Source organism: Streptomyces sp. TRM70350, from assembly GCF_019219825.1.
In the GTDB taxonomy this organism is placed as follows: Bacteria; Actinomycetota; Actinomycetes; order Streptomycetales; family Streptomycetaceae; genus Streptomyces.
Genome location: NZ_JAHUXH010000003.1, coordinates 206,384 through 230,262, shown reverse-complemented (window position 1 = coordinate 230,262; position 23,879 = coordinate 206,384). Strand labels below are relative to the sequence as shown.

Annotated in this window: 23 protein-coding genes; 7 read left to right on the top strand and 16 right to left on the bottom strand. The window is 72.8% G+C overall.

All coding sequences use genetic code 11. The features are described 5' to 3' along the window. Positions 1-9: 9 nt before the first annotated feature. Positions 10-1,446, bottom strand: a complete 1,437-nt coding sequence (locus KWI83_RS07035) for a PLP-dependent aminotransferase family protein (protein ID WP_218513411.1) — start codon at positions 1,444-1,446, stop codon at positions 10-12. Here KWI83_RS07035 and KWI83_RS07030 point away from each other — a divergent pair. Both KWI83_RS07030 and KWI83_RS07025 read left to right on the top strand, forming a co-directional pair. After that, complete coding sequence (locus KWI83_RS07030) at positions 1,445-2,359, top strand: DMT family transporter (RefSeq protein ID WP_218513410.1); 915 nt, start codon at positions 1,445-1,447, stop codon at positions 2,357-2,359. The two genes, KWI83_RS07035 and KWI83_RS07030, sit on opposite strands and share 2 nt — an antisense overlap. An 89-nt stretch (positions 2,360-2,448) precedes the next feature. Further along, entirely contained in the window at positions 2,449-2,649 is a 201-nt protein-coding gene (locus KWI83_RS07025; protein WP_171113496.1) for a DUF1918 domain-containing protein, read from the top strand. Position 2,650: 1 nt separating this feature from the next. Here KWI83_RS07025 and KWI83_RS07020 read toward each other — a convergent pair whose 3' ends face one another. Then, positions 2,651-3,874 carry a glycoside hydrolase family 10 protein gene (locus KWI83_RS07020; RefSeq protein WP_218513409.1) on the bottom strand — a complete coding sequence of 408 codons (1,224 nt, stop codon included), beginning with the start codon at positions 3,872-3,874 and terminating at the stop codon, positions 2,651-2,653. Between the two features lie 170 nt (positions 3,875-4,044). Between KWI83_RS07020 and KWI83_RS07015 the strand changes: the two genes are divergently transcribed. Continuing rightward, positions 4,045-4,920 carry a 3-hydroxybutyryl-CoA dehydrogenase gene (locus tag KWI83_RS07015; RefSeq protein WP_218513408.1) on the top strand — a complete coding sequence of 292 codons (876 nt, stop codon included), beginning with the start codon at positions 4,045-4,047 and terminating at the stop codon, positions 4,918-4,920. 55 nt (positions 4,921-4,975) lie between these two features. On the opposite strand, the gene KWI83_RS07010 is transcribed toward KWI83_RS07015, so the two are convergent. The 10 genes from KWI83_RS07010 to infC all read right to left on the bottom strand — a co-directional run bounded on the left by KWI83_RS07010 (position 4,976) and on the right by infC (position 15,781). After that, the gene (locus KWI83_RS07010; protein ID WP_218513407.1) at positions 4,976-5,539 is read right to left on the bottom strand and encodes an NUDIX hydrolase; all 564 of its coding nucleotides are present in this window, start codon (positions 5,537-5,539) and stop codon (positions 4,976-4,978) included. Between the two features lie 75 nt (positions 5,540-5,614). Beyond that, positions 5,615-6,955: a transcriptional regulator gene (locus KWI83_RS07005; protein ID WP_218513406.1), complete on the bottom strand. Its 1,341-nt coding sequence runs from the start codon at positions 6,953-6,955 to the stop codon at positions 5,615-5,617. A gap of 214 nt (positions 6,956-7,169) precedes the next feature. Next, positions 7,170-8,093, bottom strand: a complete 924-nt coding sequence (locus KWI83_RS07000) for a PP2C family protein-serine/threonine phosphatase (RefSeq protein ID WP_218513405.1) — start codon at positions 8,091-8,093, stop codon at positions 7,170-7,172. A gap of 231 nt (positions 8,094-8,324) precedes the next feature. After that, positions 8,325-10,841, bottom strand: coding sequence for a phenylalanine--tRNA ligase subunit beta (gene pheT / locus KWI83_RS06995; protein WP_218513404.1), 2,517 nt, complete (start codon positions 10,839-10,841; stop codon positions 8,325-8,327). Then, the gene (pheS, locus tag KWI83_RS06990) at positions 10,841-11,962 is read right to left on the bottom strand and encodes a phenylalanine--tRNA ligase subunit alpha (RefSeq protein ID WP_218513403.1); all 1,122 of its coding nucleotides are present in this window, start codon (positions 11,960-11,962) and stop codon (positions 10,841-10,843) included. The genes pheT and pheS overlap by 1 nt, the downstream gene beginning before the upstream one ends. Positions 11,963-12,099: 137 nt before the next feature. Further along, complete coding sequence (locus KWI83_RS06985; protein ID WP_218513402.1) at positions 12,100-13,236, bottom strand: ATP-binding protein; 1,137 nt, start codon at positions 13,234-13,236, stop codon at positions 12,100-12,102. A gap of 53 nt (positions 13,237-13,289) precedes the next feature. Then, positions 13,290-14,138 (bottom strand): RNA methyltransferase, encoded by an 849-nt coding sequence (locus KWI83_RS06980; RefSeq protein ID WP_218513401.1) that lies wholly within the window; start codon positions 14,136-14,138, stop codon positions 13,290-13,292. Positions 14,139-14,357: 219 nt separating this feature from the next. Continuing rightward, on the bottom strand, positions 14,358-14,741 hold the full coding sequence (gene rplT / locus KWI83_RS06975) for a 50S ribosomal protein L20 (protein ID WP_196463978.1): 384 nt from the start codon (positions 14,739-14,741) through the stop codon (positions 14,358-14,360). Between the two features lie 97 nt (positions 14,742-14,838). Continuing rightward, on the bottom strand, positions 14,839-15,033 hold the full coding sequence (gene rpmI, locus KWI83_RS06970) for a 50S ribosomal protein L35 (protein WP_007829094.1): 195 nt from the start codon (positions 15,031-15,033) through the stop codon (positions 14,839-14,841). Positions 15,034-15,142: 109 nt separating this feature from the next. Then, a complete protein-coding gene (gene infC, locus KWI83_RS06965) occupies positions 15,143-15,781 on the bottom strand; it encodes a translation initiation factor IF-3 (RefSeq protein ID WP_141309452.1) in 639 nt (212 codons plus the stop codon). Positions 15,782-16,167: 386 nt separating this feature from the next. Here infC and KWI83_RS06960 point away from each other — a divergent pair, with 386 nt between their 5' ends. After that, entirely contained in the window at positions 16,168-16,515 is a 348-nt protein-coding gene (locus KWI83_RS06960; protein ID WP_256361900.1) for a DUF1844 domain-containing protein, read from the top strand. Between the two features lie 4 nt (positions 16,516-16,519). On the opposite strand, the gene KWI83_RS06955 is transcribed toward KWI83_RS06960, so the two are convergent. Continuing rightward, positions 16,520-17,254 carry an SseB family protein gene (locus KWI83_RS06955; protein WP_218513399.1) on the bottom strand — a complete coding sequence of 245 codons (735 nt, stop codon included), beginning with the start codon at positions 17,252-17,254 and terminating at the stop codon, positions 16,520-16,522. A gap of 149 nt (positions 17,255-17,403) precedes the next feature. On the opposite strand from KWI83_RS06955, the gene KWI83_RS06950 reads away from it, so the two are divergent. Together KWI83_RS06950 and KWI83_RS06945 are read left to right on the top strand one after the other, a co-directional pair. After that, positions 17,404-18,498 (top strand): serine hydrolase, encoded by a 1,095-nt coding sequence (locus tag KWI83_RS06950; RefSeq protein WP_218513398.1) that lies wholly within the window; start codon positions 17,404-17,406, stop codon positions 18,496-18,498. Then, the gene (locus KWI83_RS06945; protein WP_218513397.1) at positions 18,495-18,893 is read left to right on the top strand and encodes a hypothetical protein; all 399 of its coding nucleotides are present in this window, start codon (positions 18,495-18,497) and stop codon (positions 18,891-18,893) included. The genes KWI83_RS06950 and KWI83_RS06945 overlap by 4 nt, the downstream gene beginning before the upstream one ends. 147 nt (positions 18,894-19,040) lie before the next feature. Here the strand turns inward: KWI83_RS06945 and mycP are convergent, their stop codons facing one another. Then, on the bottom strand, positions 19,041-20,213 hold the full coding sequence (gene mycP, locus KWI83_RS06940) for a type VII secretion-associated serine protease mycosin (protein WP_218513396.1): 1,173 nt from the start codon (positions 20,211-20,213) through the stop codon (positions 19,041-19,043). Next, positions 20,210-21,556 (bottom strand): hypothetical protein, encoded by a 1,347-nt coding sequence (locus KWI83_RS06935; protein WP_218513395.1) that lies wholly within the window; start codon positions 21,554-21,556, stop codon positions 20,210-20,212. The genes mycP and KWI83_RS06935 overlap by 4 nt, the downstream gene beginning before the upstream one ends. Before the next feature lie 180 nt (positions 21,557-21,736). Between KWI83_RS06935 and KWI83_RS06930 the strand changes: the two genes are divergently transcribed. Further along, positions 21,737-22,939, top strand: a complete 1,203-nt coding sequence (locus KWI83_RS06930) for an amino acid deaminase/aldolase (protein WP_218513394.1) — start codon at positions 21,737-21,739, stop codon at positions 22,937-22,939. Between the two features lie 4 nt (positions 22,940-22,943). Here KWI83_RS06930 and KWI83_RS06925 read toward each other — a convergent pair whose 3' ends face one another. Further along, entirely contained in the window at positions 22,944-23,840 is an 897-nt protein-coding gene (locus KWI83_RS06925) for a DUF2510 domain-containing protein (RefSeq protein WP_218513594.1), read from the bottom strand. Positions 23,841-23,879: the final 39 nt, after the last annotated feature.

Sequence of the window (23,879 nt, the reverse complement as noted above, 5' to 3'; positions counted from 1 at the left end):
GTCGACCGGTTATCCCAGGACCTCGTCACAGGCGGTACGCAGCCGTCGTACCCCCTCCGTGATCTCCCCCGTCCCCGCCACCGCCGCGAAGCTCAGGCGGACGTGTCCCGCCGGGGGTTCGGCGCTGAAGTAGGGGCGGCCGGGGGCGAGGGCCACGCCGGCGCGGAGGGCGGCCGCGGTGAAGGCGGGCTCGTCGGTGCCGTCGGGGAGGCGGAGCCAGAGGTGGTAGCCGCCCGAGGGGATGTGCGGGAGGGTGAGTTCGGGCAGGTACAGGCCGAGCGCCGCCGTCATCGCGTCTCTGCGGGCCTTCAGTTCCGTCGAGACGGTGCGCAGATGGCGGGGCCAGGCGGGCGAGCCGACCAGCTCCAGGGCCGCCTCCTGCAGCGGCCGGGGCACGAAGAAGGTGTCGACCACCTGGATGGCCCGCAGCCGCTCCAGCACCGGCCCGCGCGCAGCCAGGGCGCTCACCCGGAAGCTCGGCGAGGTCGCCTTGGTGAGCGAGCAGACGTGCACCACCACGCCGTCCGGGTCGTCGGCGGCCAGCGGACGCGGCAACGGCCCGGCGTCCGCGTGCACCAGCCGTCGCACGAAGTCGTCCTCGATCACGAACGCCCCGGCCGCCCGCGCGATGCGCAGCACCTCACCGCGCCGCTGGGGGGCGAGGACCGCGCCGGTGGGGTTCTGGAACAGCGGCTGGCAGACGAAGACCCGCGCCCCGGTCGCCCGGAACGCGTCGGCGAGCAGCGCGGGCCTGACCCCGTCCGCGTCCACCGGCACCGGCACGGGGCGCAGGCCCGCCGCGCGGGCGATCGCCAGCATGCCCGGGTACGTCGGTGACTCCACCAGCACCGGCGCGCCGGGCGGGGCCAGGGCACGCAGGGCCGTCGTCAGCGCCGACTGGCCGCCCGACGTGATCAGCACCTCGGCGGCCGTGACGGTGTCGCCGATGCTGCGCGCGAACCACTCGCGCAGCTCCGGCAGCCCCTCCAGCGGCGGCCGCCCCCACGCGCCCGGACGCCGGCCGGCCCGGGACAGCGCGGCCGCCATGGCCTTCTCCGGCTGGAGCGACGGATGCAGATAGCCGCCGTTGAACTCGGTCACCCCCGGCGGCGGCACGGCGAGCGAGACGGTGACCCCGGAGGCGTCCACGGTGCGCGGTACGACGTCGGCGGCGCTGTCCGCGCTGAGCGCCACCTCCTGCCACGAGGTGTCGCCCGCGGGAGCGCCCCCGGCATGCGGAAGTGCGCGGAAGGCACCGGCGCCCGGCCGGGTCACCACCAGCCCCTCGGCAACAAGGTGGGCGAGGGCCCGCGAGACGGTCACCGGGCTCACCCGGAACCGTTCCACGAGGGCCCGGCTGGACGGGAGCTTTCCACCGGGAGAGTAGTGGTCGAGCTCCCGTCGCAGTTGGTCTGCCAGTTCCTTGACACTGCTACTCTGTTGCATGAGACCAGAGAGTAGCGCTATCGCGCCGAGCCGGATAGCGGTCAGCGGCGCACCGAAGGCCACCCTCGGCACCCTCCAGGCCGCCCTCGGCGTCACCGTCTTCTCGCTCACGTTCCCGGCCACCGCCTGGGGCCTGGAGGGCTTCGGGCCCTGGTCGCTGGTCGCCGTACGCACCGCGCTCGCGGCGCTGATCGCGGGCGCGTGCCTGCTGGCCCTGCGGGTTCCGCTGCCCGCCCGGCAGCACTGGCCCGGCCTCGCGGTCGTCGCGGGCGGTGTCGTCTTCGGTTTCCCGCTGCTCACCACGCTCGCCCTGCAGACGTCGACCACCGCCCACGCCGCCGTCGTGGTCGGCCTGCTGCCGTTGACGACGGCGCTGCTGTCCGCCCTGCGCGTCGGCAGCCGTCCCTCCCGCACCTTCTGGGCGGCGGCGCTGGTCGGCGCGGCGGCGGTACTGGCGTTCACGGTCCAGCAGAGCGGCGGCGCCCTGTCCACCGCCGACCTGTATCTCTTCGCGGCACTGCTGGTGTGCGCCGCCGGCTACACCGAGGGCGGGCGGCTGGCGCGGGTCATGCCGGGCTGGCAGGTGATCGGCTGGGCGCTGGTGCTGTGTCTGCCGCTCACCGTGCCCGCCACCGCGTTGACCCTGTCGTACGAACCCGTGCAGCTCACCTTGCACAGCGTGACGGGAGTGCTCTGGGTCGCGGCGGGCTCGCAGTTCCTGGGGCTGGTCGTCTGGTACCGGGGCATGGCGGCCATCGGCATCCCCAAGGCCAGCCAGTTGCAGTTGGCCCAGCCGCTGCTCACACTGGTGTGGTCGGTGCTGCTGCTGGGCGAGCACCTGACAGTGGCCGCCCCGTTGACGGCCGCGGCCGTGCTCGTCTGCATCGCCGTCACGCAACGGGCGCGGGGTTGAGTGGCGTTCGCGCCGGTACCGACCGGCGCCGTCCGCCGTAGACTCAAAGTCATGGACCGCTGCTCCCGCACATCGTGAGGAGGCCCCAGATGCGCGCAAGCGTGGGCGACCAGCTTGTCCAGCACGGCAGGGTGGTCGGACAGCACGACAAGGTCGGCGAGATCGTCGAAGTGCTGGGCCAGAAGGGCGAACCCCCGTACCGCGTCCGTTTCCAGGACGGGCACGAGGGACTGTGCTCACCCGGCCCCGACACCGAGATCCGGCACAGGGAAACCACCCCCGGGCAGTGATTCAGCGCGGGGGCGTCGCCGGCCGCTGGTAGTGGTCGGCGACCACCCGCGCCATGGCCCCGTGGTCGTCCGCCGCCATCTCGCCGGCGGCGAAGAAGACATGCCCGCGCACCTCCGGGAAGTCCCGGGCGTACGTCAGGTGCCGGGACAGCTCGGCCGGATCCTGCCAGGCCGCGGGCTGCCCCGGGACACCGGCCTTGTACAGCGCCTCCCCCACGTACAGCTGTGTCCCGGTGCCCCGCGCCACCTCCGCCCACCAGGGCACGAGCTTGGCGTAGTCGGCGGCGGAGTTGCCGATGTGCCAGTACAGCTGCGGGCAGATGTAGTCGACCCAGTTCTCCCGCACCCACCTGCGGGTGTCCGCGTAGATCTCGTCGTACGACTGCAGCGCCCGCGTGTCCGAGCCGCGCGGGTCGGTGGAGGCGTTGCGCCACACCCCGAAGGGGCTGATCCCGAAGCGGGTGCCGGGGCGGATCTGCTTGATGCGGGCCGCCATGTCGCGCACCAGCCGGTTGATGTTGTCCCGCCGCCAGTCGGCGCGGTGGGAGAAGGCGCCGCCGTGGGTGTCGTAGGCCTCGTCGTCGTCGAAGGCATGGCCTGCGATCGGGTACGGGTAGAAGTAGTCGTCGAAGTGGACGGCGTCGACCGGGTACTTCGCCACCGCGTGCAGCATCGCGTCCAGCACGAAGGTACGGACCTCCGGCAGCCCCGGGTTGTAGTAGAGCTTGCCGCCGTACGGCACCACCCACTCGGGGTGCCGCCGGGCCGGGTGGGAGGCGACGAGGCGGCTCCGGTCGGCGTGCACGGCGACGCGCAGCGGGTTGAACCAGGCGTGCAACTGGAGCCCCCGGGCGTGCGCCTCGGCGACGGCCGTGCCGAGCGGGTCCCAGCCGGGGTCCCGGCCCTGGGTGCCGGTGAGGTACTGCGACCACGGCTCGTACGGCGACGGCCACAGCGCGTCGGCCGTCGGCCGCACCTGGAGGATCACCGTGTTCAGCCGGAGCCGGGCCGCCGTGTCGAGGTGGGCGAGCAACTCTGTGCGCTGCTGTGCGGCGGTCAGGCCCGCGCGCGACGGCCAGTCCCGGTTGGTCACGGTGGCCAGCCACACCCCGCGCATCTCGGTGGCGGCGTGCGTCCGTCGCGCGGGGGCGGCACTCGCGTCGCCCGCCATCACCAGCGTCGACAGTGCGGCCAGCGCGAACGCCCGACGTGACAGCCGTCCCATGAACAAACACCCCATACCCTGCGGATCCGCTCGGTCACGGATCGTCTCCGCGGCACAGCATGCCCCGACCCCGGCGATCGATCATCGATACTTACGGGTAACGTGCACGAACGGAGCAGGCACCGAACCCGGCGGACCTGCCGGAGGCGTAGATCAGCGAAGGGGACGATGTGACGGGCATCCCAGCGGGAGATATCGCGCGCGTCGGAGTGGTGGGCTGCGGCCAGATGGGAGCGGGCATCGCCGAGGTGTGCGCCCGCGCCGGACTGGACGTGAAGGTCGCCGAGACCACCGGCGAGGCCCTGGAGATCGGCCGTACCCGGCTGTTCAACTCCCTGTCCAAGGCGGCCGAGCGGGGCAAGATCAGCGAGGCGGAGCAGGAGGCGACGCAGGCGCGCCTGAGCTTCACCACCAACCTCGGCGAGTTCGCCGACCGCGACCTGGTGATCGAGGCCGTCGTCGAGAACGAGCAGGTCAAGACCGAGATCTTCCAGGTGCTCGACCAGGTGGTGACCCGTCCGGACGCGATCCTGGCCTCGAACACCTCCTCCATCCCGCTGGTGAAGCTGGCGGTCGCCACCTCGCGTCCCGACCAGGTCATCGGCATCCACTTCTTCAACCCGGCCCCGGTGCAGCAGCTGGTCGAGCTGATCCCGGCGCTGACCACCTCCGAGGGCACGCTGGGCCGGGCCCAGCTGTTCGCCGAGAAGACGCTGGGCAAGCACAGCATCCGCGCCCAGGACCGCTCCGGCTTCGTGGTGAACGCGCTGCTGATCCCCTACCTGCTCTCCGCGATCCGGATGTTCGAGTCGGGCATCGCCAGCCGCGAGGACATCGACAACGGCATGGAGCTCGGCTGCGCCCACCCGATGGGCCCGCTGCGGCTGTCCGACCTGATCGGTCTGGACACGGTGACCTCGGTGGCGCAGAGCATGTACGAGGAGTACAAGGAGCCGCTCTACGCCGCTCCCCCGCTGCTCCAGCGGATGGTCGACGCGGGGCGGCTGGGCCGCAAGAGCGGCTCGGGCTTCTACACGTACGGCTGAACACGGACCGCGACGCTTGTCGGGCCCGGCACCGTGGGGTGCCGGGCCGATTCGTTCACACACCGTGTGCGCGTGAGGGCAACGTGTCCTGGCCGAGCCTGAGGTGGTGCAGTAACAGCAGCGCGGCGGCCATATTGGCGGCCGGGACCTCGCCGCGGGCGACCAGGTCGGGGACGATCTTGAGGGGCACCCACTCCCTGCGGTCCGACTCGAAGTCGTCCACCGGGTGTCCGACGTACTCGCCCTCGTCGGCCCAGTAGATGTGGTGCCGGGCGTCGGTGAGGCCGTTGGACGGCTCCACGCTCATCAGGTGCCGCAGCGGTCCCGGCCGCCAGCCCGTCTCCTCCTCCAGCTCCCGGGCGGCCGCGCCCGCGATGTCCTCGCCGTCCTCGACGACACCCGCCGCCAGTTCCCACCCCCAGCTGTCGGTGATGAAGCGGTGCCGCCACAGGAGCAGGACCTCGTTCGCCTCGTTCACCACCGTGGCCACCGCGACCGGCCGCAGCCGTATCAGGAAGTGGTCGAGGTGTCGGCCGTCCGGCAGCTCCACATCCGCGAGGTTGACGCTGAACCAGCGGTTTTCATAGACAGTTTGTTCACTCTGTTTCGTCCACTGCACGGTTCTGCCACCTTCCGTCGAGTAAGGGGCAATATCGCAGCAGGGACTCTGAGGTGTCGGTGCTCGAGCGCCGGTTTACAGCGGTACGCGCAGGGCGCCGTCGATGAGTTCGGCGGCCTCGGCCGTGCCCGCGCCGCCGCTGCGCGCCAGGTGCTCGCGCACCGCCCGGAGTCTGTCACGCAGCCGCTGGGACTCCATGCCGCGGGCCTGCTCGGCCATCCGCACCGCCGTGGCCACCGCCTTCTCCGCGTTGCCCTGGCGCAGTTCGATGGTGCTGAGCATGGCGAGCCGGTGCACCCGGCCCCGGTCGTGCGCCGGGGTGTCCACGGCGGCCGCGGCATGCTCCCCGGCGGCGGCCAGCTCGCCGAGGCTGAGCAGCGCCTCCGCCACCTGGACGTTGACCAGGCCCGGCTGGACATAGCCGGTCTCGTCCGGTTCGTACCCGCGCCGGATGCGTTCGGCGGCCTGCTCGGCCCGCCGGATGCAGGACAGGGCGCTCGTGCCGTCGCCGAGGTGGGCGTACGCCTTCGCCTGCATCGCGTACAGGTCGGAGGCGAGGGCCGGGGTGATCTGCTTTCCGGCGGCGCGCAGCGCGGCCTCGGCGAAGGCGACGGCCTGGCGGTACTCCTTCATGAACAGCGACTGGTTGACCAGCAGCGCGATCACATAGGCGCCGAGTCCGCGGTCGCCGCTGGCCTTGGCGAGCCGGAGCGCCTGGTGGAAGTAGCGCTGGGCGAGGCCGTGCGCGTCGGAGTCGTACGCGCAGATGCCCGCGATCGCGACCAGCCCGCCCGTGGCCCGGTGCAGTTGTCGCCCCGTGGCGTCGGTGTAGCTGCCGCGCAGCAGCGGCGCGGTCTCGGCGTTGAGGAAGCCGACGATCCGGGCGCGGGTCGCGACGCCGCCGGCCTTGCGGTACATCTGCTCGTAGTGGGCGCGGGCGGCGCGCAGCATCTCGATGTCGGCCTGGGTGACCCGGTGGCGACCGCCACGGGAGACGTCCACGTCCTCCGGCGGGTTCTCCCACTCCCACACCGGCATCACGGCGGGCGTCCCGGTCACCGCGGGCGCGCCGAGCACGTGCGGGCGCTGCTGTTCGTCGGAGCGCCACAGGGCGGTGGCGCGCTCGACGAACCCGGACAGCGAACCGGCGTGCGGGGTGGCGGGCTGGTCCGGGACGCCGAGGCCGATGTCGTCGAGGGTGACGGGCCGGTGCAGGCGGGCGGCGAGCACCTCGCAGATCAGGTCGGGCACCTGCCCGCGCGGCCGCTGGCCCTTCAACCACCGTGCCACGGCGGTGTGTTCGTAGCGCAGCACGAGTCCGCGCACGCGACCGGCCTGGTTCACATGGGCCGCGAGACCGGCGTGCGAGATCCCCGCCTCGTCCAGGATCGCGTCGAGCAGAGTGTTGGGCTGCATGGGAGGCCCCCCGGGTGGCTCGGTGTCGACAGCGTAGTGAATCCGGCTTCACACGGGGTGTGAACGGAACGCGCGAATCCGCGCTGTGCGCGCGCTGTTGCGGAGAGTTTCCAACCGGTTGACTGAAATGCCTCGAAAGAGGCCGGCCGGGCCGCCGGCTCCCCCTCGTACAGTGCGGCGGCCCTGCCGGGGGCTGGGCGGTGGGACCGTGGGGCTAACGTCGCGTTGTCGGCTGCGGGTGCGTGGGGGCTTGTCGCGCAGTTCCCCGCGCCCCTGGAGGGCGGCTGAGGTGACGTTCGTTGCGCAGCACCAGGAGGGCTACGTCATCGGGTGGGCTGCCGCTGGTATGGCGTAACAGGCGCGTGAATACGGTGCCCAGGACGGACGCCGGCGAGTTCGCACCGTTGCGTACGGACTCCGTCAGCACGTCCGGCAGGGGGAAGAAGCGGCCGTGCGCGTCCCGGGCGTCCTCGGCGCCGTCCGTGTAGAGCAACAGGGCCTCACCGGGGCGCAGTTCGCCGTGGCGTACGGCGGGCAGGTCGGCCGGCAGCGGGAACGGCCCGAGCGGCGGCAGAGGCTCGGCCCGGGCAAAGGGCTCGACCCCGGTCTCGCGCAGCCGGTACGGCCAGGGATGCCCGCAGTTGAGCGCCCGTACCTCGCCGTTCTCGCCGATCTCCAGCAGCAGGACGGTGACGAACTCCTCGGCCTGCTCCACGCGCGAACGCTCGCGCAGATGCCGGGCCAGCGCACGATCCAGCCTGCGCAGCACCCGGCCGAGTTCCGGCTCGTCGTGCACGGCCTCACGGAAACTGCCCAGCAAGGCGGCGACCGTCGCGATCGCGTCGAGTCCGTGCCCCCGTACGTCGCCCATCACGACCCGCACACCGTGCTCGGTGGCGATGACCTCGTACAGATCACCGCCGACGCTGGAACCACGCTCGGCGGTCAGCTGGGCCGCGGCGACGTTCAGCCCGTCGATGCGTGGGGGCAGCGGCCGTAACAGCGCGCTCTGTGCGGCACCCGCGACCCGGCGGGCCTGTCTGAGTTCACGCAGCAGCGTCCGGCGGACATGGAGGACGAGCCCGGTGCCGACGGCGAAGAACACGGCGGGCAGCCCGAGGGCCCTGATACGGATCATGCCAGTGGCCCCCCATGTAGGCCGTGACAGCGCAGACCGACCTCGAAAGGCCGGTCCGATTCTGTCCACGCATGGCCCTGGCTGGACCAGATCACCGGAACAAGCCACCCGAACGAGTGAGATGCCCGATGGGGGGCGTGGGGGGCATGCCCCCCCACAAGGCGCGCGGGGAACTGCGCGGCCAGCCACGACCGACCCGCAGCCGACCGACTACCGCAGCTCCCCGCTGCCTCACCCGCGAAGAACGGCCCCAGTACGCTCCGCGGCCAACGCCACCGCCGCCTCCCGCGCAGCCGACGCCTCATCAACAGTCAGCGTCCGGTCCGCCGCGCGGAACCGCAGCGCGTACGCCAGCGACTTCCTGCCCTCACCGAGCTGCTCGGCGTTCTCGTACACGTCGAACAGCCGGATGGCCTCCAGCAGTTCACCGGCACCCTCACGCAGCGCGGCCTCGACCTCGGCGTGCGGGACCGGCAGGTCGACGACGAGCGCGACGTCCTGCGTGGCCACCGGGAAGGTGGAGATGCTCGGCGCCTGCGGGGTGCCGTCGCCGACCTGCTCCAGGGCGTCCAGGTTCAGCTCCATCGCGCAGGTGCGCGCGGGCAGGCCCAGCGCCTTCAGGACGCGCGGGTGCAGCTCACCGGCGTGGCCGACGACCCGCTCGGTGCCGTCGGCGGCGACCACGAGCTCGGCGCAGCGGCCCGGGTGCCACGGCCCGTACCGGCCCTTGCGCACGACGAGCTCGGCACCCGCCTCGCGGGCCACCGTACGCGCCGCCTCGACGGCGTCGGCCCAGTCGCCCGGGCGGCCCCTGCCCCACCAGCCGGCCTGCTCGCGGGCGCCCGCGAGGACGACGGCGACATGGCGTGGCTGCTCGGGCAGCGCGGCGTTGAGCGCGGCGATCTCCTCGTCGGTCGGGCGACGGTCGACCGGCAGATGCCCGGCGGTGCCGCCCCGCTCCGCGCGCGGCAGGAAGACGAGCCCGGTCTCGAACAGGGCGAGGTCGTGCGAGCCCCGGCCGTCGTTGCGGCGCAGCGCGCCGAGCAGACCCGGCAGCAGCGACGTACGAAGGGCGGGCTCCTCGTCGTTGAGCGGGTTGACCAGCTTGACCACGCGGCGGGCGGGGTCGGCGGCGTCGAGGCCGAGCTGGTCGAAGATCTGCTCGCTGACGAAGGGGTAGCTGGGCGCCTCGACGTACCCGGCACCGGCCAGCGCCCGCCCGACCCGGCGGTGCAGCCGCTGCCGGTGGGTCAGGCCCCGGCCCGACGGGGGCTTGGGCAGCGTGGAGGGCAGGTTCTCGTAGCCCTCCAGGCGGATGACCTCCTCGGCGAGATCGTTCTGCTCCAGGAGGTCGGGCCGCCAGGACGGGACGGTGACGATCAGCTCGTCCTGCCCGTACACGTCACAGCCGATCTGCTGCAGCCGCCGTACGACGGTCTCGCGGCCGTACTCGACGCCCGCGACCTTGTCCGGGTGGTCGGCCGGGACCGTGATGGTGTGCGGCGCGGACGGGGCCACGACCTCGGTGACACCGGCGTCGGCGGTGCCGCCCGCGAGCAGCACCAGCAGGTCGACCGTGCGCTGCGCGGCGGCGGAGGCGGCCTGCGGGTCGACGCCCCGCTCGAAGCGGCGGGAGGCCTCGGAGGACAGCTTGTGGCGGCGGGCCGTGCGTGCGACGGACACCGCGTCGAAGTGCGCGGCCTCGATCACGACGTCGGTCGTGGCGCCCTCGGTGTCCTCGTGATCCGCGATCTCCGTGTGGGCGCCGCCCATGACGCCCGCGAGCCCGATCGGGCCGCGGTCGTCGGTGATCACCAGGTCCTCGGCGTGCAGGGTCCGCTCGACGCCGTCGAGAGTGACGATCTTCTCGCCCTCTTCGGCCCGGCGGACGCCGATGGGGCCCTGGACCAGCTTGCGGTCGTAGGCGTGCAGCGGCTGGCCGAGCTCCATCATCACGTAGTTGGTGACGTCGACGGCGAGCGAGATCGGGCGCATGCCGACCTTCTGCAGCCTGCGCTTCAGCCAGATCGGGGAGCGGGCCTCGGGGTGCAGGCCGGACACCGTGCGGGCGGTGAAGCGGTCGCAGCCCATCGGCTCGGAGACCGTCACCGGGTAGCCGTAGGCGTTCGGCGCCGGTACGTCGAGCAGGGCCGGGTCGCGCAGGGGCAGGCCGTAGGCGATGGCGGCCTCGCGGGCGACGCCGCGGATGGACAGGCAGTCGCCGCGGTTGGCGGTGACGGCGATGTCCAGCACCTCGTCGACCAGCTCCAGCAGCTCGATCGCGTCCTTGCCGACCTCGGTCTCCGGCGGCAGCACGATGATGCCGTGGGTGCCGTCGTCGCCCATGCCCAGCTCGCCGCTGGAGCAGATCATGCCGTGCGAGACGCGGCCGTAGGTCTTGCGCGCGCTGATCGCGAAGCCGCCGGGCAGCACGGCGCCCGGGAGGACGACCACGACCTTGTCGCCGACCTGGAAGTTGCGGGCGCCGCAGATGAGCTCCTGGGGCTCGCCGGTGCCGTTGGCCTGGCCGACGTCGACGGTGCAGAAGCGGATCGGCTTCTTGAACTCCGTCAGCTCCTCGATGGTCAGCACCTGGCCGACGACCAGGGGGCCCTTGAGGCCGTCGCCGAGCTGCTCGACGGTCTCGACCTCCAGACCGGCCGAAATGAGCTTGGCCTGCACGTCACGACCGGTCTCCGTCTCCGGCAGGTCGACGTACTCCCGCAGCCAAGAAAGCGGGACCCGCATCAGATCTCCATCCCGAACGGCCGGGTGAACCGGACGTCGCCCTCGACCATGTCTCGCATGTCCTCGACGTTGTGGCGGAACATCAGCATCCGCTCGATGCCGAACCCGAAGGCGAAGCCGCTGTACTTCTCCGGGTCGACGCCGCAGGCGGTGAGCACCCGCGGGTTGACCATGCCGCAGCCGCCGAGCTCGATCCAGCCCTCGGACGAGCAGATGCGGCAGGGCCGGTCGGGGTTGCCGACGGACTCGCCGCGGCAGACGTAGCACACCATGTCCATCTCGGCGGACGGCTCGGTGAAGGGGAAGAAGTTCGGCCTGAGCCGGGTCTTCATGCCCGCGCCGAACAGCGACTGGACCATGTGGTCGAGGGTGCCCTTGAGGTCGGCCATGGTCAGGCCCTCGTCGACGGCGAGCAGCTCGACCTGGTGGAAGACCGGGGTGTGCGTGGCGTCCAGCTCGTCGGTGCGGTACACGCGGCCGGGGCAGATCACGTACACCGGCAGCTCGCGCTCCAGCAGGGACCGGATCTGCACGGGCGAGGTGTGGGTGCGCAGCACGACACCGGAGTCGCCGGAGCCGTCCGGGCCCTCGACGAAGAAGGTGTCGGCCTCGCCGCGCGCGGGGTGGTCCGGGCCGATGTTGAGGGCGTCGAAGTTGAACCACTCGGCCTCGACCTGCGGGCCCTCGGCGACCTCGTAGCCCATGGCCACGAAGATGTCCTCGATGCGCTCGGAGAGCGTGGTCAGCGGGTGGCGGGCGCCGGCCGGGACGCGGTCGTACGGCAGGGTGACGTCCACCGCCTCCTCGACCAGCACCCGGGCGTCCCGCTCGGCCTCCAGCTCGGCCTGGCGGGCGGCCAGGGCCTTGTTGACGGCGCCCCGGGCCTGGCCCACGCGCTTGCCGGCCTCGGCCTTGGCGTGCGGGGGCAGGGCGCCGATCTCGCGGTTGGCCAGCGCCAGCGGGGAGGTGCCGCCGGTGTGGGCGACCTTGGCCTCCTGGAGCGCGTCGAGGGAGTCCGCGGCGGCGAAGGCGGCGAGCGCCTCGTCCCGCATGCGCTCGATCTCTTCCGGTTTCAACGTCTCGACCTCGACAGGGTCGTACGACTTATTGGGTGCCGACATCTCTTCCCGTGCTTCCGGTTGGCTGGCTGAAGGTCCCCGTCACCGGCTCGTGGACGTTTCGTCACGGTTTTTGGGACACATGGGTGCCAAAGGCCGAGTCTAACGGGGTTGGGGAACGCGAATGCGCCCGTGGTGCCTCAGGCCATGAAGGCCGGTGCGCCCACGGGCAACGTAAATCGGAACTCGGCGCCGCCGCCGAGGGCGCGGCCGACCGTGATGGTGCCGCCGTGGGCCTCGACGATGCCCTTGACGATGTACAGCCCGAGGCCCGTGCCGCCGCGCTTGCTGCCCCGCCAGAAGCGGGTGAAGACGCGGTTCATGGACTCCTCCGGGATGCCGGTGCCCTCGTCGCTCACGGTGACCGACGTACCGATGTCCTCTCCTTCGCGCGGGGACGCGGTGGGCGTGATGTCAATCGTGACGGTTCCCTCGCCGTGCCGCACGGCATTTTCGATGAGGTTGCTGAGTACCTGGTCGATCTTGTCGGGGTCGGCCCACAGCGCGGGCAGCGGCTGCTCGACGCGGAGCAGGAACCGGTCGGCGGGCAGGCCCGCGGCGACGTACGCCTGGATGTGCCGGCCGACGGCGGCACCGATGTCGACGGGCTGGCGGCGCACCTCGAGCCTGCCACTGTCGATCCGTGAGATGTCCAGCAGTTCGGCGATGAGCCGGGTGACGCGGTCGGCGTCGGCGTCGACGGTCTCCAGCATCAGCCGTTTCTGGTCGTCCGTGAACCGCTCCCACTTGGCCAGCAGCGTGGCCGTGAACCCCTTGACGGAGGTGAGCGGCGAGCGCAGCTCGTGGGCGACGGTGGCGATCAGCTCGGCGTGAGAGCGCTCGGTGCGGCGGCGGGCCTCGGTGTCCCGCAGGGAGACGACGACGCGGCGGACGGGGCCGCTGGGTCGGGTACGGACGTACCGCGCCGAGACGAGCACCTCACGCCCGCCCGGCAGCAGCAGGTTCCGCTCGGGCTGCCGCACGCGGGTGGCGAGGCCGCCGTAGGGGTCGGTCAGCTGCCACCAGCGCCTGCCTTCCAGGTCCTCTAACGGCAGCGCCTTGTCGAGCCGCCGGCCGAGGACGTCGGTGGCGGCGACGGCGGTGATGCGTTCGGCGGCGGCGTTGAAGCAGATCACACGGCCGTGCTCGTCGGCGACGACGAGGCCGTCGGGCAGTTCGTCGGGGTCGATGCCGAGTTCGGCGAGATCGCCGTACCGGGACGCGGGCGGGCGCCTCACGTCCCGTTCCCCCGGAGCGCTGCTCGTGCCGACGCTCATCCGCGTACCCCACCTCTCAGACGGCGCAGGAGGCCCCCGAGCTGGTCACCCTACTAGCTGTCGGTGACGGAGCGGCAACCTCCGGGGGCGCGCTGTGCACGGGCCGACGCGTAGAGGCATACGGCCGCGGCGGTGGCGAGGTTCAGGCTCTCGGCCTTCCCGTGGATCGGGACGCGCACGACGGCGTCCGCGAGCGCGCGGGTCTCCTCGGGCAGGCCCCAGGCCTCGTTGCCGAAGACCCAGGCGGTCGGCCCGCCCATGGTTCCCTTGTCGAGCTCGTCGTCGAGGTCGTGCTCCCCGGCCCCGTCGGCGGCGAGGATCCGCACCCCGGCCTCCTTCAGCCCCGCCACGGCCCGCTCGACGGGCACCCCGACGGCGACCGGCAGATGGAACAGCGACCCGACGGAGGCGCGCACGGCCTTGGGGTTGTACAGGTCGACGGAGGCGTCGGTCAGGACGACGGCCTCGGCACCGGCGGCGTCCGCGCAGCGCAGCACGGTCCCGGCGTTCCCGGGGTCCCGCACGTGCGCGAGCACGGCGACGAGCCGGGGCCGGGCGGCGAGGATCTCCTCGAACGGCGTGTCCAGGAACCGGCAGATCCCGACCAGCCCCTGCGGGGTCACGGTCGTGGAGATGTCGGCGATGACCTGCTCGGAGGCGAGGTGCACCCGGGCGCCGGTGTCCCGGGCCTCGCCGACGATGTCGGCGTACCGTTCGGCCGCCTCGACGGTCGCGAACAGCTCCACGAGCGTCCCCGGCCGCGCCCCGGCCTCCCGCACGGCCTGCGGCCCCTCCGCGAGAAACAGCCGCTCCTTGCCCCGAAAGTTCCGCTTGGCCAGCCGCCGGGCGGCGGAGACGCGGGGGGAACGGGGGGAGATCAGCTCGGGGCTGGCGGGGGGCATTTTCTGTACCACCTTCGGTGCTTTCTCTCCGCCGCAGCGGATCACGTACGTCTCTCCGCTGCGACGGCGATCGGCCACGACGGCGGATCCGGGGGCCCCACGCTCTTAAGGCCGTGGGGGAGGTGCCGAACCAACCGTCACTCACACAGCAACGGACCCGCAGGCACAACCCACGGGTCCGTCCAGTCACGTCGGCATCGGCTCAGGCCAGCGCCAGCGTCACGCAGCCTTCGGCGCGTTGACATCCGCCGGCAGCGCCTTCTGCGCGGCCTCGACGAGCGCGGCGAACGCGGTGGCGTCGTTCACGGCGAGCTCGGCCAGGATCTTGCGGTCGACCTCGATGTTCGCGGCCTTCAGACCCTGGATGAAGCGGTTGTACGTGATGCCGTTGGCGCGGGCAGCGGCGTTGATGCGCTGGATCCACAGCTGGCGGAAGTCACCCTTGCGCTTCTTGCGGTCGTTGTAGTTGTAGACCAGCGAGTGGGTGACCTGCTCCTTGGCCTTGCGGTACAGGCGCGAGCGCTGACCGCGGTAGCCGGAGGCCTGCTCGAGGATCGCCCGGCGCTTCTTGTGGGCGTTGACTGCCCGCTTGACGCGTGCCACTTGTTAACTCCTTGTAGCGGGGCCGTGGTTGTCCTCACACGGCCCGGAATCGATTGGGTCCCGGTCCAGACGTACGGCGCTCAGTCGCGCCGTCGCGTCACTTGCCGAGAAGCTTCTTGATCTTCTTGGCGTCGCCCGGGGCCATCTCGGCGTTGCCGGTGAGGCGACGCGTCAGACGGGACGACTTGTGCTCGAGCAGGTGGCGCTTGCCGGCGCGCTCACGGAGCACCTTGCCGGAGCCGGTGACCTTGAAGCGCTTGCTGGCACCGCTGTGCGACTTGTTCTTCGGCATAGCGCCGTTCTCTCCTCGTCGGTGGCGCTCCGGTGCCCGGTCACGAAAACCGGGCACGGTGGAGCGTCGCTCTTGTTTCGGTTACATCCTGGGACTGTCGTCCCCGGGATCACGCCTCGGCGGGCTCCTCGGCGGGGGCCTCGGCATCGGCGGGGTTCTGCGAGCGACCGGGGTTGGCCTTCGCGGACGCCTTGCGGGCCTCCTGTGCCTGGCGAGCCTCGGCCATCGCCTCGGTCTTCTTCTTGTGCGGACCGAGGACCATGATCATGTTGCGGCCGTCCTGCTTCGGGTTCGACTCCACGAAACCGAGGTCCTGGACGTCCTCCGCGAGCCGCTGCAGCAGTCGGTAGCCCAGCTCGGGCCGGGACTGCTCGCGACCACGGAACATGATCGTGATCTTGACCTTGTCGCCCTGCTTGAGGAACCGGACGACGTGACCCTTCTTGGTGTCGTAGTCGTGCGGGTCGATCTTCGGCCGGAGCTTCATCTCCTTGATGACCGTGTGCGCCTGGTTCTTGCGCGCCTCACGGGCCTTCATGGCCGACTCGTACTTGAACTTCCCGTAGTCCATGAGCTTGCACACGGGCGGACGGGCGTTCGCCGCGACCTCGACCAGGTCGAGGTCGTACTCCTGGGCAAGCTCCAGTGCCTTCGCGAGCGGCACGATGCCGACCTGCTCGCCACTGGGACCGACAAGTCGCACCTCGGGAACGCGAATCCGGTCGTTGATGCGGGGCTCGGCGCTGATGGATCCTCCTCGGTAGCACCACGCGACGGTCTGGCGGACAGCCGCGTAACGTCTGTGTTCGTTAGACCTAACCGCGCCGAAGCAGAAAAAATGCCCCGGACGATCACAGGCGGGGCTCCTCGAACTACCGGAGCGTCCGCCGCGGTGACCGCGGGGCGCACTTTCGGGCGGGTGCCGCCGCTGGGGACGGGGCCGCCTGACCGGTGACCCGCCGCCCCGGAGGGCGGTCAGGTGGGAGTTCGAAAGCCTCCACTTGTGGGCCGGACTCGTGAGCTGTGAGGCATACGTGTCCGACCGGTCGTTACACAAGGTTAGCAGCTCGGCCCCGGAACGGCTAACCGAGGCCCACTGGGGGAGGTCGCCGCCCTGCCCCTATGGTGAACGACATGAGTGAAGAGACGCCCGACTTCAACGCCATGACCCGCGACATCGCCGAGGTCCCCGCGGTCGAGGTGATCGTGACGGTCGCCGTCAACCTGATGAGCGCGGCCGCGGTGAAGCTCGGTCTGACCGAGGAGGGCGAGAAGCACAAGGACCTGGACGAGGCCCGCAAGCTGATCCACGCCCTCGCGGGGCTGCTGGACGCGAGCACGACCGAGATCAGCTCGTTCCACGCGGCCCCGCTGCGGGACGGCCTGAAGTCCCTCCAGCTGGCGTTCCGCGAGGCGTCCCTCGTCCCCGACGAGCCGGGCCAGGGCCCGGGCGAGAAGTACACGGGCCCGGTCTACGGCTAGTTCGCTAATCACCTCGTACGTACAGGGGCTCGCCCGGTGGCGTGGTCCCGGCCGGCAGCAGTGCCAGGTCGAGGCCGCGCACCAGGCGGGCCCTCAGTGTTTCGTCGACGGCCATCCGCCGCGCCACCGCCTTGGCGGCCTCGGCGGGGGCGGCGGCCGGATCCAGAACGAGCGCCAGGGTGCCGTCCGCCTGTCCGGGTCCGAGGTGGGCGCGGAGCACCGCGGGCTCGGCGGCCACGGCGGCCCGTACCGCGGCGACGACCGCGGGGTCGGCGAGCGGGTCGGTGCTCGTCCGCCCCTCCGCCAGCGCCAGCAGCGCGGGCCCGGTCAGCTCGAACGGCACGGGCCCGGCCAGGTCCAGCACGACCGTGTCCGCCTTCTCGTGCGCGGCCGCCTGCAGGGCCTGGTGCAGCGGTACGGCCACGGGGCGCGCCTGCGGGTCCCAGCGGGCCAGCGCGTCGGTGGACGTGAAGGCGGGCAGAGCGGTGCGGCCGCCGGCCTTCAGAGTGGGTACGGCCATGTCGCTGGTCTTCTCGCGGCGCAGCCCGTTCTCGTCCTCCTCGACCTCGCCGAGCACGGCGACCACGGGGACGAGCAGCCGGGCACCCTTCAGCGCGGCCAGCACGGGTCCCACGGCGGTGCGGTCCTCGGCCCAGGCCGCGAGCGCCGCGCTCAGCCGGGGGTCGGCGGAGCCGTCGTCGTCGGAGAAGCGGGGGTCGGGAATGTTCTTGTTCGCCACGGTCACCGACCCTATAGGGGGGATGCTGCTGGGCTTGTGCGGGTCCGGTAACGCGGCCGTGACCCCGCTCACCGGTTTCTCAGCCGTCCCTGACACAGATCCAACGTCCGCCTAACGGCTCGCACAGTCACCGCGCCCAGCATCGCGGCATGAAGTCTCGCAGCGCCCGCCGCGCCCTGCTCTGCGCCGCCGTCGTGTCCGCCGTCGCCCTGGGCGGTACGGCGGCGGGGACGGCGTATGTGAAGGCGCGGGCGCACCCCGGGGGGCGGGCCGTATCGTCGGCCGTGACACCGTCGGCCTCGGCGTCGGCGAGCGGGGAGGCAGCGGTGGAACCTGTGGCACGGCCGACGGTGGACCGTGACGCGCGGCTGGCCGAGGCCATGGCGGAGGTGCCGGTCGAGGACGGGGCCGAGGTGTCGGTGGCGGTACTGGACGTGGACTCCGGAGAGAGCGCCTCGTACGGCGACGGTGTCTTCGACACGGCGAGCATCGTGAAGGTGGACATCCTGGCGGCACTGCTGCTCCAGGCACAGGACGCGGGCCGTGCGCTGACGGCGACGGAGAAGTCGTACGCCTCCGCGATGATCGAGCGCAGCGACAACGACTCCGCGTCGGCGCTGTGGCGGACGATCGGCCGGGCGGAGGGGCTGGACGCCGCGAACGAGCGGTTCGGGCTGACCGGGACCGAGGGCGGGGACGGGATGCTGTGGGGGCTGACCCAGACCACGGCGGCCGACCAGCTCGCCCTGTTGCGGCAGGTGTTCGGGCAGGACTCGGAGCTGAGCGCGGCCGCGCGGTCGTATCTCCAGGGGCTGATGGGGCAGATCGCCGTGGGTCAGCGGTGGGGGGTGTCGGCGGCCGGGGACGGTTCGGCGTGGGCCCTGAAGAACGGCTGGCTGCCGCGGACCGCGACCGGCCTGTGGGACATCAACAGCGTCGGCCGGGTGACCGTCGACGGCCGTGACGTCCTGGTGGCCGTGCTGTCGGACGGCAACGCGACGAAGGAGAAGGGCATCTCACTGGTCGAGGCGGCGGCACGGGCGGCCGTGTCGGGGGTCAGCGGCGAGGCGGCCTCAGCCACGGCATCCGCGACCGTCGGCCAGCCGGTCGAGGCGCCGCAGCGAGCTGGCGCCGACGGCCCGGCCACGGCGGACCATGTCTGCCTTCACCGGCCAGACGACCTCAACCACCGCATCCGCAACCCCCAGCCAGCCCGTCGAGGCGGGCGGCGCGGACGGCCGTGACCGCCTTCACCGACCAGACGACCCCAACCACCGCATCCGCAACCCCCAACCAGCCCGTCGAGGCCGCGGCGCGGGCGGCCGTGACCGTCATCACCGGCCGAGCGGCCTCAACCACCGCATCCGCAACCCCCAACCAGCCCGTCGAGGCCGCGGCGCGGGCGGCCGTGACCGTCATCACCGGCCGAGCGGCCTCAACCACCGCATCCGCAACCCCCAGCCAGCCCGTCGAGGCGGGCGGCGCGGGCGGCCGTGACCGCCTTCACCGGCCAGACGACCCCAGCCACCGCATCCGCAACCCCAACCAGCCCGTCGAGGCGGCGGCGCGGGCGGCCGTGTCGGGGGTCAGCGGCGAGGGGGCGGTCGCGGGCGTCGGTCGGTGGGAGGTCGTGCGGTGACGTCCGGGTACGCGGAAGAGGGAACGGCCGTTGGGAGGCCGCGCCGAGCGGCCGCGGGGAGTGCCGCGACGGGCCGTCGATCGTCTGCGGGGCCGTCGTGGCTGGTCGCGCAGTTGCCCGCCCCCTGCAGGGCGCTGCCGGACCCGCTCAGAAGCCGTCGTACTCCCGGCGGGCCCGCCACAGCACCACCGCCGCCACCAGCAGTACGCCGCCCACGCTGCCGGCGAGGGGGGCCGCCCAGCTCGCGGTGTCGTCGTCGGAGCGGGCGGTGTCGGGGCCGGGGCCGAAGTACTTCTCGCCGTACGACGCCGAGCGCAGGCCCTCGGGCTTGAGGCGCCCGGCCTCCTCGATGGCGGCGGCGGGGTCGACGAAGCCGAAGCCGCGGGAGTCGTCGCGGCCGTCGGCCGGGGCGTCGCGGGCGGTGTCCTCCAGGAGCCGTTTGATCTGGGCCGGGGTCAGGCCGGGGTGGGCGGCCCTGACGAGGGCGACGGCGCCGGAGACGAAGGCGGCGGCCGCGCTGGTGCCCCAGCCCTCGTAGTACTTGCGGTCGGGGTCGGCGATCACGACGTCGACGCCGGGGGCGCTGACCGTGGCGTACCAGCGGCGGGTGGAGAAGGAGGCTCGGGTGCCGAACTTGTCGACGGCGGTCGCGGCGATCACGCCCGGGTAGGCGGCCGGGTAGGAGATGTGGTCGCCCTTCTCGCCGCCGTTGCCGGCCGAGGCGACCACGACCGAGCCCTTCTTCAGGGCGTACTGGACGGCCTCGTCCTCGGCGGGTTCTGGGTGCGCGGAGGCGGAGTCGTCGCCGAGGGAGAGGTTGATGACGTCGGCGCCTTGGTCGGCGGCCCAGCGGATGCCGTCGGCGAGGGCGTTGCCGCGGGTCTTGCGGGCCTTGGCGCGGGCCGGGTCGCCGTCCTCCAAAATGACGCGGACGGGGATGATCTTCGCCTCCGGCGCGATGCCCATGACGCCTTCGGAGTTGCCGACGCCGTGGCCGTGTCCGGCGATGATCCCGGCCATGGCGGTGCCGTGCCGGGCCCACGCCCGGTCTCCGCGGCCGGCGCCGAAGCCGACCATGTCCTTGGTGGGCAGGACGTTGCCGGCCAGGTCGGGATGCTCGTCGTCGACGCCGGTGTCCAGGACGGCGACGGTGACGCCCGCGCCCTTGGTGGTCTGCCAGGCCTCCTCGGTGTGCAGGGCCTGCAGCGCCCACTGCTGGGCGCGGATGCCGTCGGCGTGCGCGGCGGTGGGCGGGACCAGGGCGACGGAGGCGGCGAGCAGGACGCTGAGCAGTGCTGCCCTGCGGGTCGTGGGCTTCATGAGGGCTGTTCCGAGGACGAGGTGACGGACTTGCGCAGGCTGCGTTCCACGCGGTCGGCGAGGCCCTTCGCCTCGTGCCCGAGGCCCGCCTGGGCGACGGCGGTGGTGGCGCCCGAACGCATCGCCTCCGCGGCGGGCTGCGGCTCGTCGACGGTCCGGGCGTCGGCCCAGCCGGAGACGGCGTACACGACGACCGGGGCGTCGGTGAGCACGGAGACCGTCCAGGAGGCCCGCTGCTCGTCCCCGAAGTCCGCGGCGACGGTGTCTTTCGCGGCGTACGGGCGGGGCATCAGGTCGGTGCGCCGGCCCAGGCCCTCCTTCTCGAAGCGGGCGTCCAACGAGCGCATCCCGGTGGCGTCGGCCTTGGTGAAGAGCAGGCCGACGGTGGTGACGTAGCTCTGGGTGGCGTCGGTGTAGGTGGCGCGCAGCAGGCGCTCGCAGCCGACCGGGGCGAGCGCCCGGCGCAGCAGCGGGTCGAAGGCGTCGGCGCAGCCGCTGTCCGGGGCGACGGCGATCCGCGTCCAGATCCGGTCGGCTCGGCCGGGCCCGGCGCCACGGCCCTGCACGGTGGGCGGGAACAGCTGGTCGACCGGCACGCTGTGCCACAGGCTCCCGGCGGCCGCGAAGGCCCCGCGCTCGCCGCCCTCCCCGGATCCCCCGGCGAGCCAACTCCCGGCCACCGCACCGCCGATGAGCCCGGCCCCGAGGACGAGGCAGACGGCTGCCGCGAGGGTGCGCCGCCGGACCAGCGCGCCGGACATGCCGGGCCGCGCGTGGTCGTCGAACGCCTCGGGCTCGCCGAAGGTGACCACGGGCCGCCCCGAGCCGAACGTCCCACCGGACGTGTGCGGGGCGCTCCAGGAGTGGGCGGGGTGGGGGGTCACGGGGGTGGTGGACTCCAGCGAGGCGGTGATGGGGATGCGCCGGGTCTCCGCGGGCATGGGGCGCAGGCGCCGGGTGGTCTCCGCGGGGTTCTCGGCGGGTGCCGCGGCGGGGCGGTGACTCGGACGCGGGGGTACGACGCTCTGGGCGGGCGTCCGCGGGGTGGCTGCGGGGCGTCCGGGCGGCGTCGGGCGCCGGGACGGGCGCGGCGGGGTGTCCGGAAAGCGGGCCGAGGCGGGGGGCGGGGGTGGGATGAGTGGGCCGGTGTCCTGACTGTGCGGGGCACGGAGGGCCGGGAAGCGGGTGCCGTTGCCGGGCGACGACGAGCCGCGGTCCCTCTCCCGCTCCGCCGGTGTCTGCCGCTCACCGTCCTTCGCGGGCCGATCGGCGTTCCCCTGCGCGGCCTTCGGCGGCTGCGCCGGGCGGGGAGGCGTCGGGGTGTGCTGTGCTTCCGTGCTCATGCACCCCCCGTTTCCTCGCGCCCGTGCCCGTCTCCTCGTACGCGGGCGCCGTCGTTCCTCCGTGCGTGCGCGTCACTCTACGGGTTGCTCCCGCCGATGCGGGAACCAGTCCACAAGCCCGGGGCATCTGCCCGGAACATCCCCCTACCCTGCGGTAATCCTGTCTGGCAGGCTTCGTTCATGACTGCGCGCGCCGCCGACCGGGCCCGTTACGACCGGGCCACCGCCCATCTCGACGCCCCTGTTGCGATCGTGGACCTGGACGCCTTCGACGCCAACGCGGACGACATGGTCCGCCGCGCGGGCGGGAAGCCGATCCGCGTCGCCAGCAAGTCCGTACGCTGCCGTGCCCTGCTGGAGCGTGTCCTGGCCAGGGACGGCTTCGCGGGGATCATGTCGTTCACGCTCGCCGAGTCCCTGTGGCTGGCCCGCTCCGGTTTCGAGGACGTCCTCCTCGCCTATCCGTCGGCCGACCGGACGGGCTTCGCCGAACTCACCTCCGACCCCAAGCTCGCCGCCGCCGTCACGGTGATGGTCGACGACCCCGCCCAGCTGGCCTTCATCGACGGGGCGCGGGACGGCGGCCGTGAAGTCGTGCGGGTCTGCCTGGAGTTGGACACCTCTCTGAAGCTGCTCGGCGGGCGGGTGCGCGTCGGGGCCCGCCGCTCGCCGCTGCACTCCCCCGCCGATGTCGCCGACATGGCCCGGTTGGTGGTCCGGCGGCCGGGGTTCGAGGTCGTGGGGATCATGGCGTACGAGGGGCACATCGCCGGTGTCGGGGACGCGATCGCGGGACGGCCGGTGCGCTCGCGGGCGGTGCGGCTGATGCAGGCGGCGGCCCGGCGGGAGCTGGCGGAGCGGCGCGCGGCCGTGGTGCGTGCGGTGCGGGCCGTGGTGCCGGGGCTTCGGTTCGTCAACGGCGGCGGTACGGGCAGTGTGCAGCACACCGCCGCGGAGGACGCGGTCACCGAGATCGGCGCCGGGTCGGGGCTGTACGTGCCGCGGCTGTTCGACAACTACACGTCGTTCAGCGGGCGTCCGGCGGCGCTGTTCGCGCAGCCGGTGGTGCGCAGGCCCGGCGTCGGGGTGGTGACCGTCCTCGGCGGCGGCTATCCGGCGTCCGGCGCGGCCGGGGTGGACCGGCTGCCGGTGCCGTATCTCCCGGATGGGTTGCGGTACGACCCCCAGGAGGGCGCCGGTGAGGTGCAGACGCCGCTGCTGGGCTCCCCGGCCGACGACCTGCTGATCGGCGACAAGGTGTGGTTCCGGCACGCGAAGGCCGGTGAGCTGTGCGAGCGGTTCGACACGCTGCATCTGGTCGAGGGGGACCGGGTGACGGCGACCGTGCCGACGTATCGCGGGGAGGGCCGCACGTTCCTCTGACCGGTCAGCCGGTCGGGCCGACACTGGCGCCCACCCCGCCGCCGGTGTCCGCGTCGCCGACCGGCCGGATGCCGTCGGTGATGCGGTCCATGTCGGCGAGCGGCGGCCCGTCCGGACCGGCGTCGAACACATAGCGCACGATGACCGGTGCCTCGGTTCCCACGCTGGAGTGGAAGGCGAGGGACTGCACATAACCGCCGGGCCCCTCGGCGGTGTCGACCCGCCAGCGCACGAAGTACCCGGCGCGGCCCGCCACCGCGACCGGCCCGGACCTGACGACCTGGTGCGACTCGATGCCGCCGTAGGGGCGCCGGCCGACGAGGTCACGGTCGTAGGCCTCGTCGGCGGCGTCCGCGATGTCCGCCTTGGCGAGGGCCTCCGGGGACGTCTCGTCGGTGTCGGTGGCCGTGCGGGAGATGACCAGGCCGTGTCGGCAGATTCCGGCGTCGCCCGGGCAGTCGTACGTCCCGTCGGTGGTCATCATGACGTTGTCCACGCTGATGTTCTCGGGCCGGACCCAGCCGTCGAGCAACGGCAGCGTGATGCCGTTGAGTTCGTCGACGACGACGGTCGGGTCGTCGGGCGAGGGTGCCGGGGAGGTGGTGGGGGCCGCTGTGGGCGTGGTGCTCGGCGGGGCGGTGTTCGCCTGCGGGCCGCCGCCGTTGTCGTCGTCGGGGCTGAGGACGACCGCACCTGTGACGAGGGCGGCCACCAGGAGCGCCCCTGCGGCGGTGAGGGCGACGATCCTCGCGCGCGGGGACGATGCGGCGCCGCCGACGGCCGGGGAGGGCGGGCCGGGCGGCTCGGGCGGGCGCCGGTGCTCGGTCCAGGCCGTGCCGTCCCACCAGCGCTCGACGTGCGGGGCGGACGGATCGCGGTACCAGCCGGGCGGGGGTGTCATGCTCACCCCCGCACTGTAGGCGGATGTCCACGGGGTTCC

Excerpts from the sequence above, each read along its gene's own strand:
- KWI83_RS07030 (WP_218513410.1), top strand. The coding sequence starts at position 1,445 with ATGAGACCAGAGAGTAGCGCTATCGCGCCGAGCCGGATAGCGGTCAGC.
- KWI83_RS07035 (WP_218513411.1), bottom strand. The coding sequence starts at position 1,446 with ATGCAACAGAGTAGCAGTGTCAAGGAACTGGCAGACCAACTGCGACGG.
- KWI83_RS07025 (WP_171113496.1), top strand. The coding sequence starts at position 2,449 with ATGCGCGCAAGCGTGGGCGACCAGCTTGTCCAGCACGGCAGGGTGGTC.
- KWI83_RS07020 (WP_218513409.1), bottom strand. The coding sequence starts at position 3,874 with ATGGGACGGCTGTCACGTCGGGCGTTCGCGCTGGCCGCACTGTCGACG.
- KWI83_RS07005 (WP_218513406.1), bottom strand. The coding sequence starts at position 6,955 with ATGCAGCCCAACACTCTGCTCGACGCGATCCTGGACGAGGCGGGGATC.
- KWI83_RS07000 (WP_218513405.1), bottom strand. The coding sequence starts at position 8,093 with ATGATCCGTATCAGGGCCCTCGGGCTGCCCGCCGTGTTCTTCGCCGTC.
- pheT (WP_218513404.1), bottom strand. The coding sequence starts at position 10,841 with ATGCGGGTCCCGCTTTCTTGGCTGCGGGAGTACGTCGACCTGCCGGAG.
- pheS (WP_218513403.1), bottom strand. The coding sequence starts at position 11,962 with ATGTCGGCACCCAATAAGTCGTACGACCCTGTCGAGGTCGAGACGTTG.
- KWI83_RS06985 (WP_218513402.1), bottom strand. The coding sequence starts at position 13,236 with ATGAGCGTCGGCACGAGCAGCGCTCCGGGGGAACGGGACGTGAGGCGC.
- KWI83_RS06980 (WP_218513401.1), bottom strand. The coding sequence starts at position 14,138 with ATGCCCCCCGCCAGCCCCGAGCTGATCTCCCCCCGTTCCCCCCGCGTC.
- rpmI (WP_007829094.1), bottom strand. The coding sequence starts at position 15,033 with ATGCCGAAGAACAAGTCGCACAGCGGTGCCAGCAAGCGCTTCAAGGTC.
- KWI83_RS06960 (WP_256361900.1), top strand. The coding sequence starts at position 16,168 with ATGAGTGAAGAGACGCCCGACTTCAACGCCATGACCCGCGACATCGCC.
- KWI83_RS06950 (WP_218513398.1), top strand. The coding sequence starts at position 17,404 with ATGAAGTCTCGCAGCGCCCGCCGCGCCCTGCTCTGCGCCGCCGTCGTG.
- mycP (WP_218513396.1), bottom strand. The coding sequence starts at position 20,213 with ATGAAGCCCACGACCCGCAGGGCAGCACTGCTCAGCGTCCTGCTCGCC.
- KWI83_RS06935 (WP_218513395.1), bottom strand. The coding sequence starts at position 21,556 with ATGAGCACGGAAGCACAGCACACCCCGACGCCTCCCCGCCCGGCGCAG.
- KWI83_RS06930 (WP_218513394.1), top strand. The coding sequence starts at position 21,737 with ATGACTGCGCGCGCCGCCGACCGGGCCCGTTACGACCGGGCCACCGCC.
- KWI83_RS06925 (WP_218513594.1), bottom strand. The coding sequence starts at position 23,840 with ATGACACCCCCGCCCGGCTGGTACCGCGATCCGTCCGCCCCGCACGTC.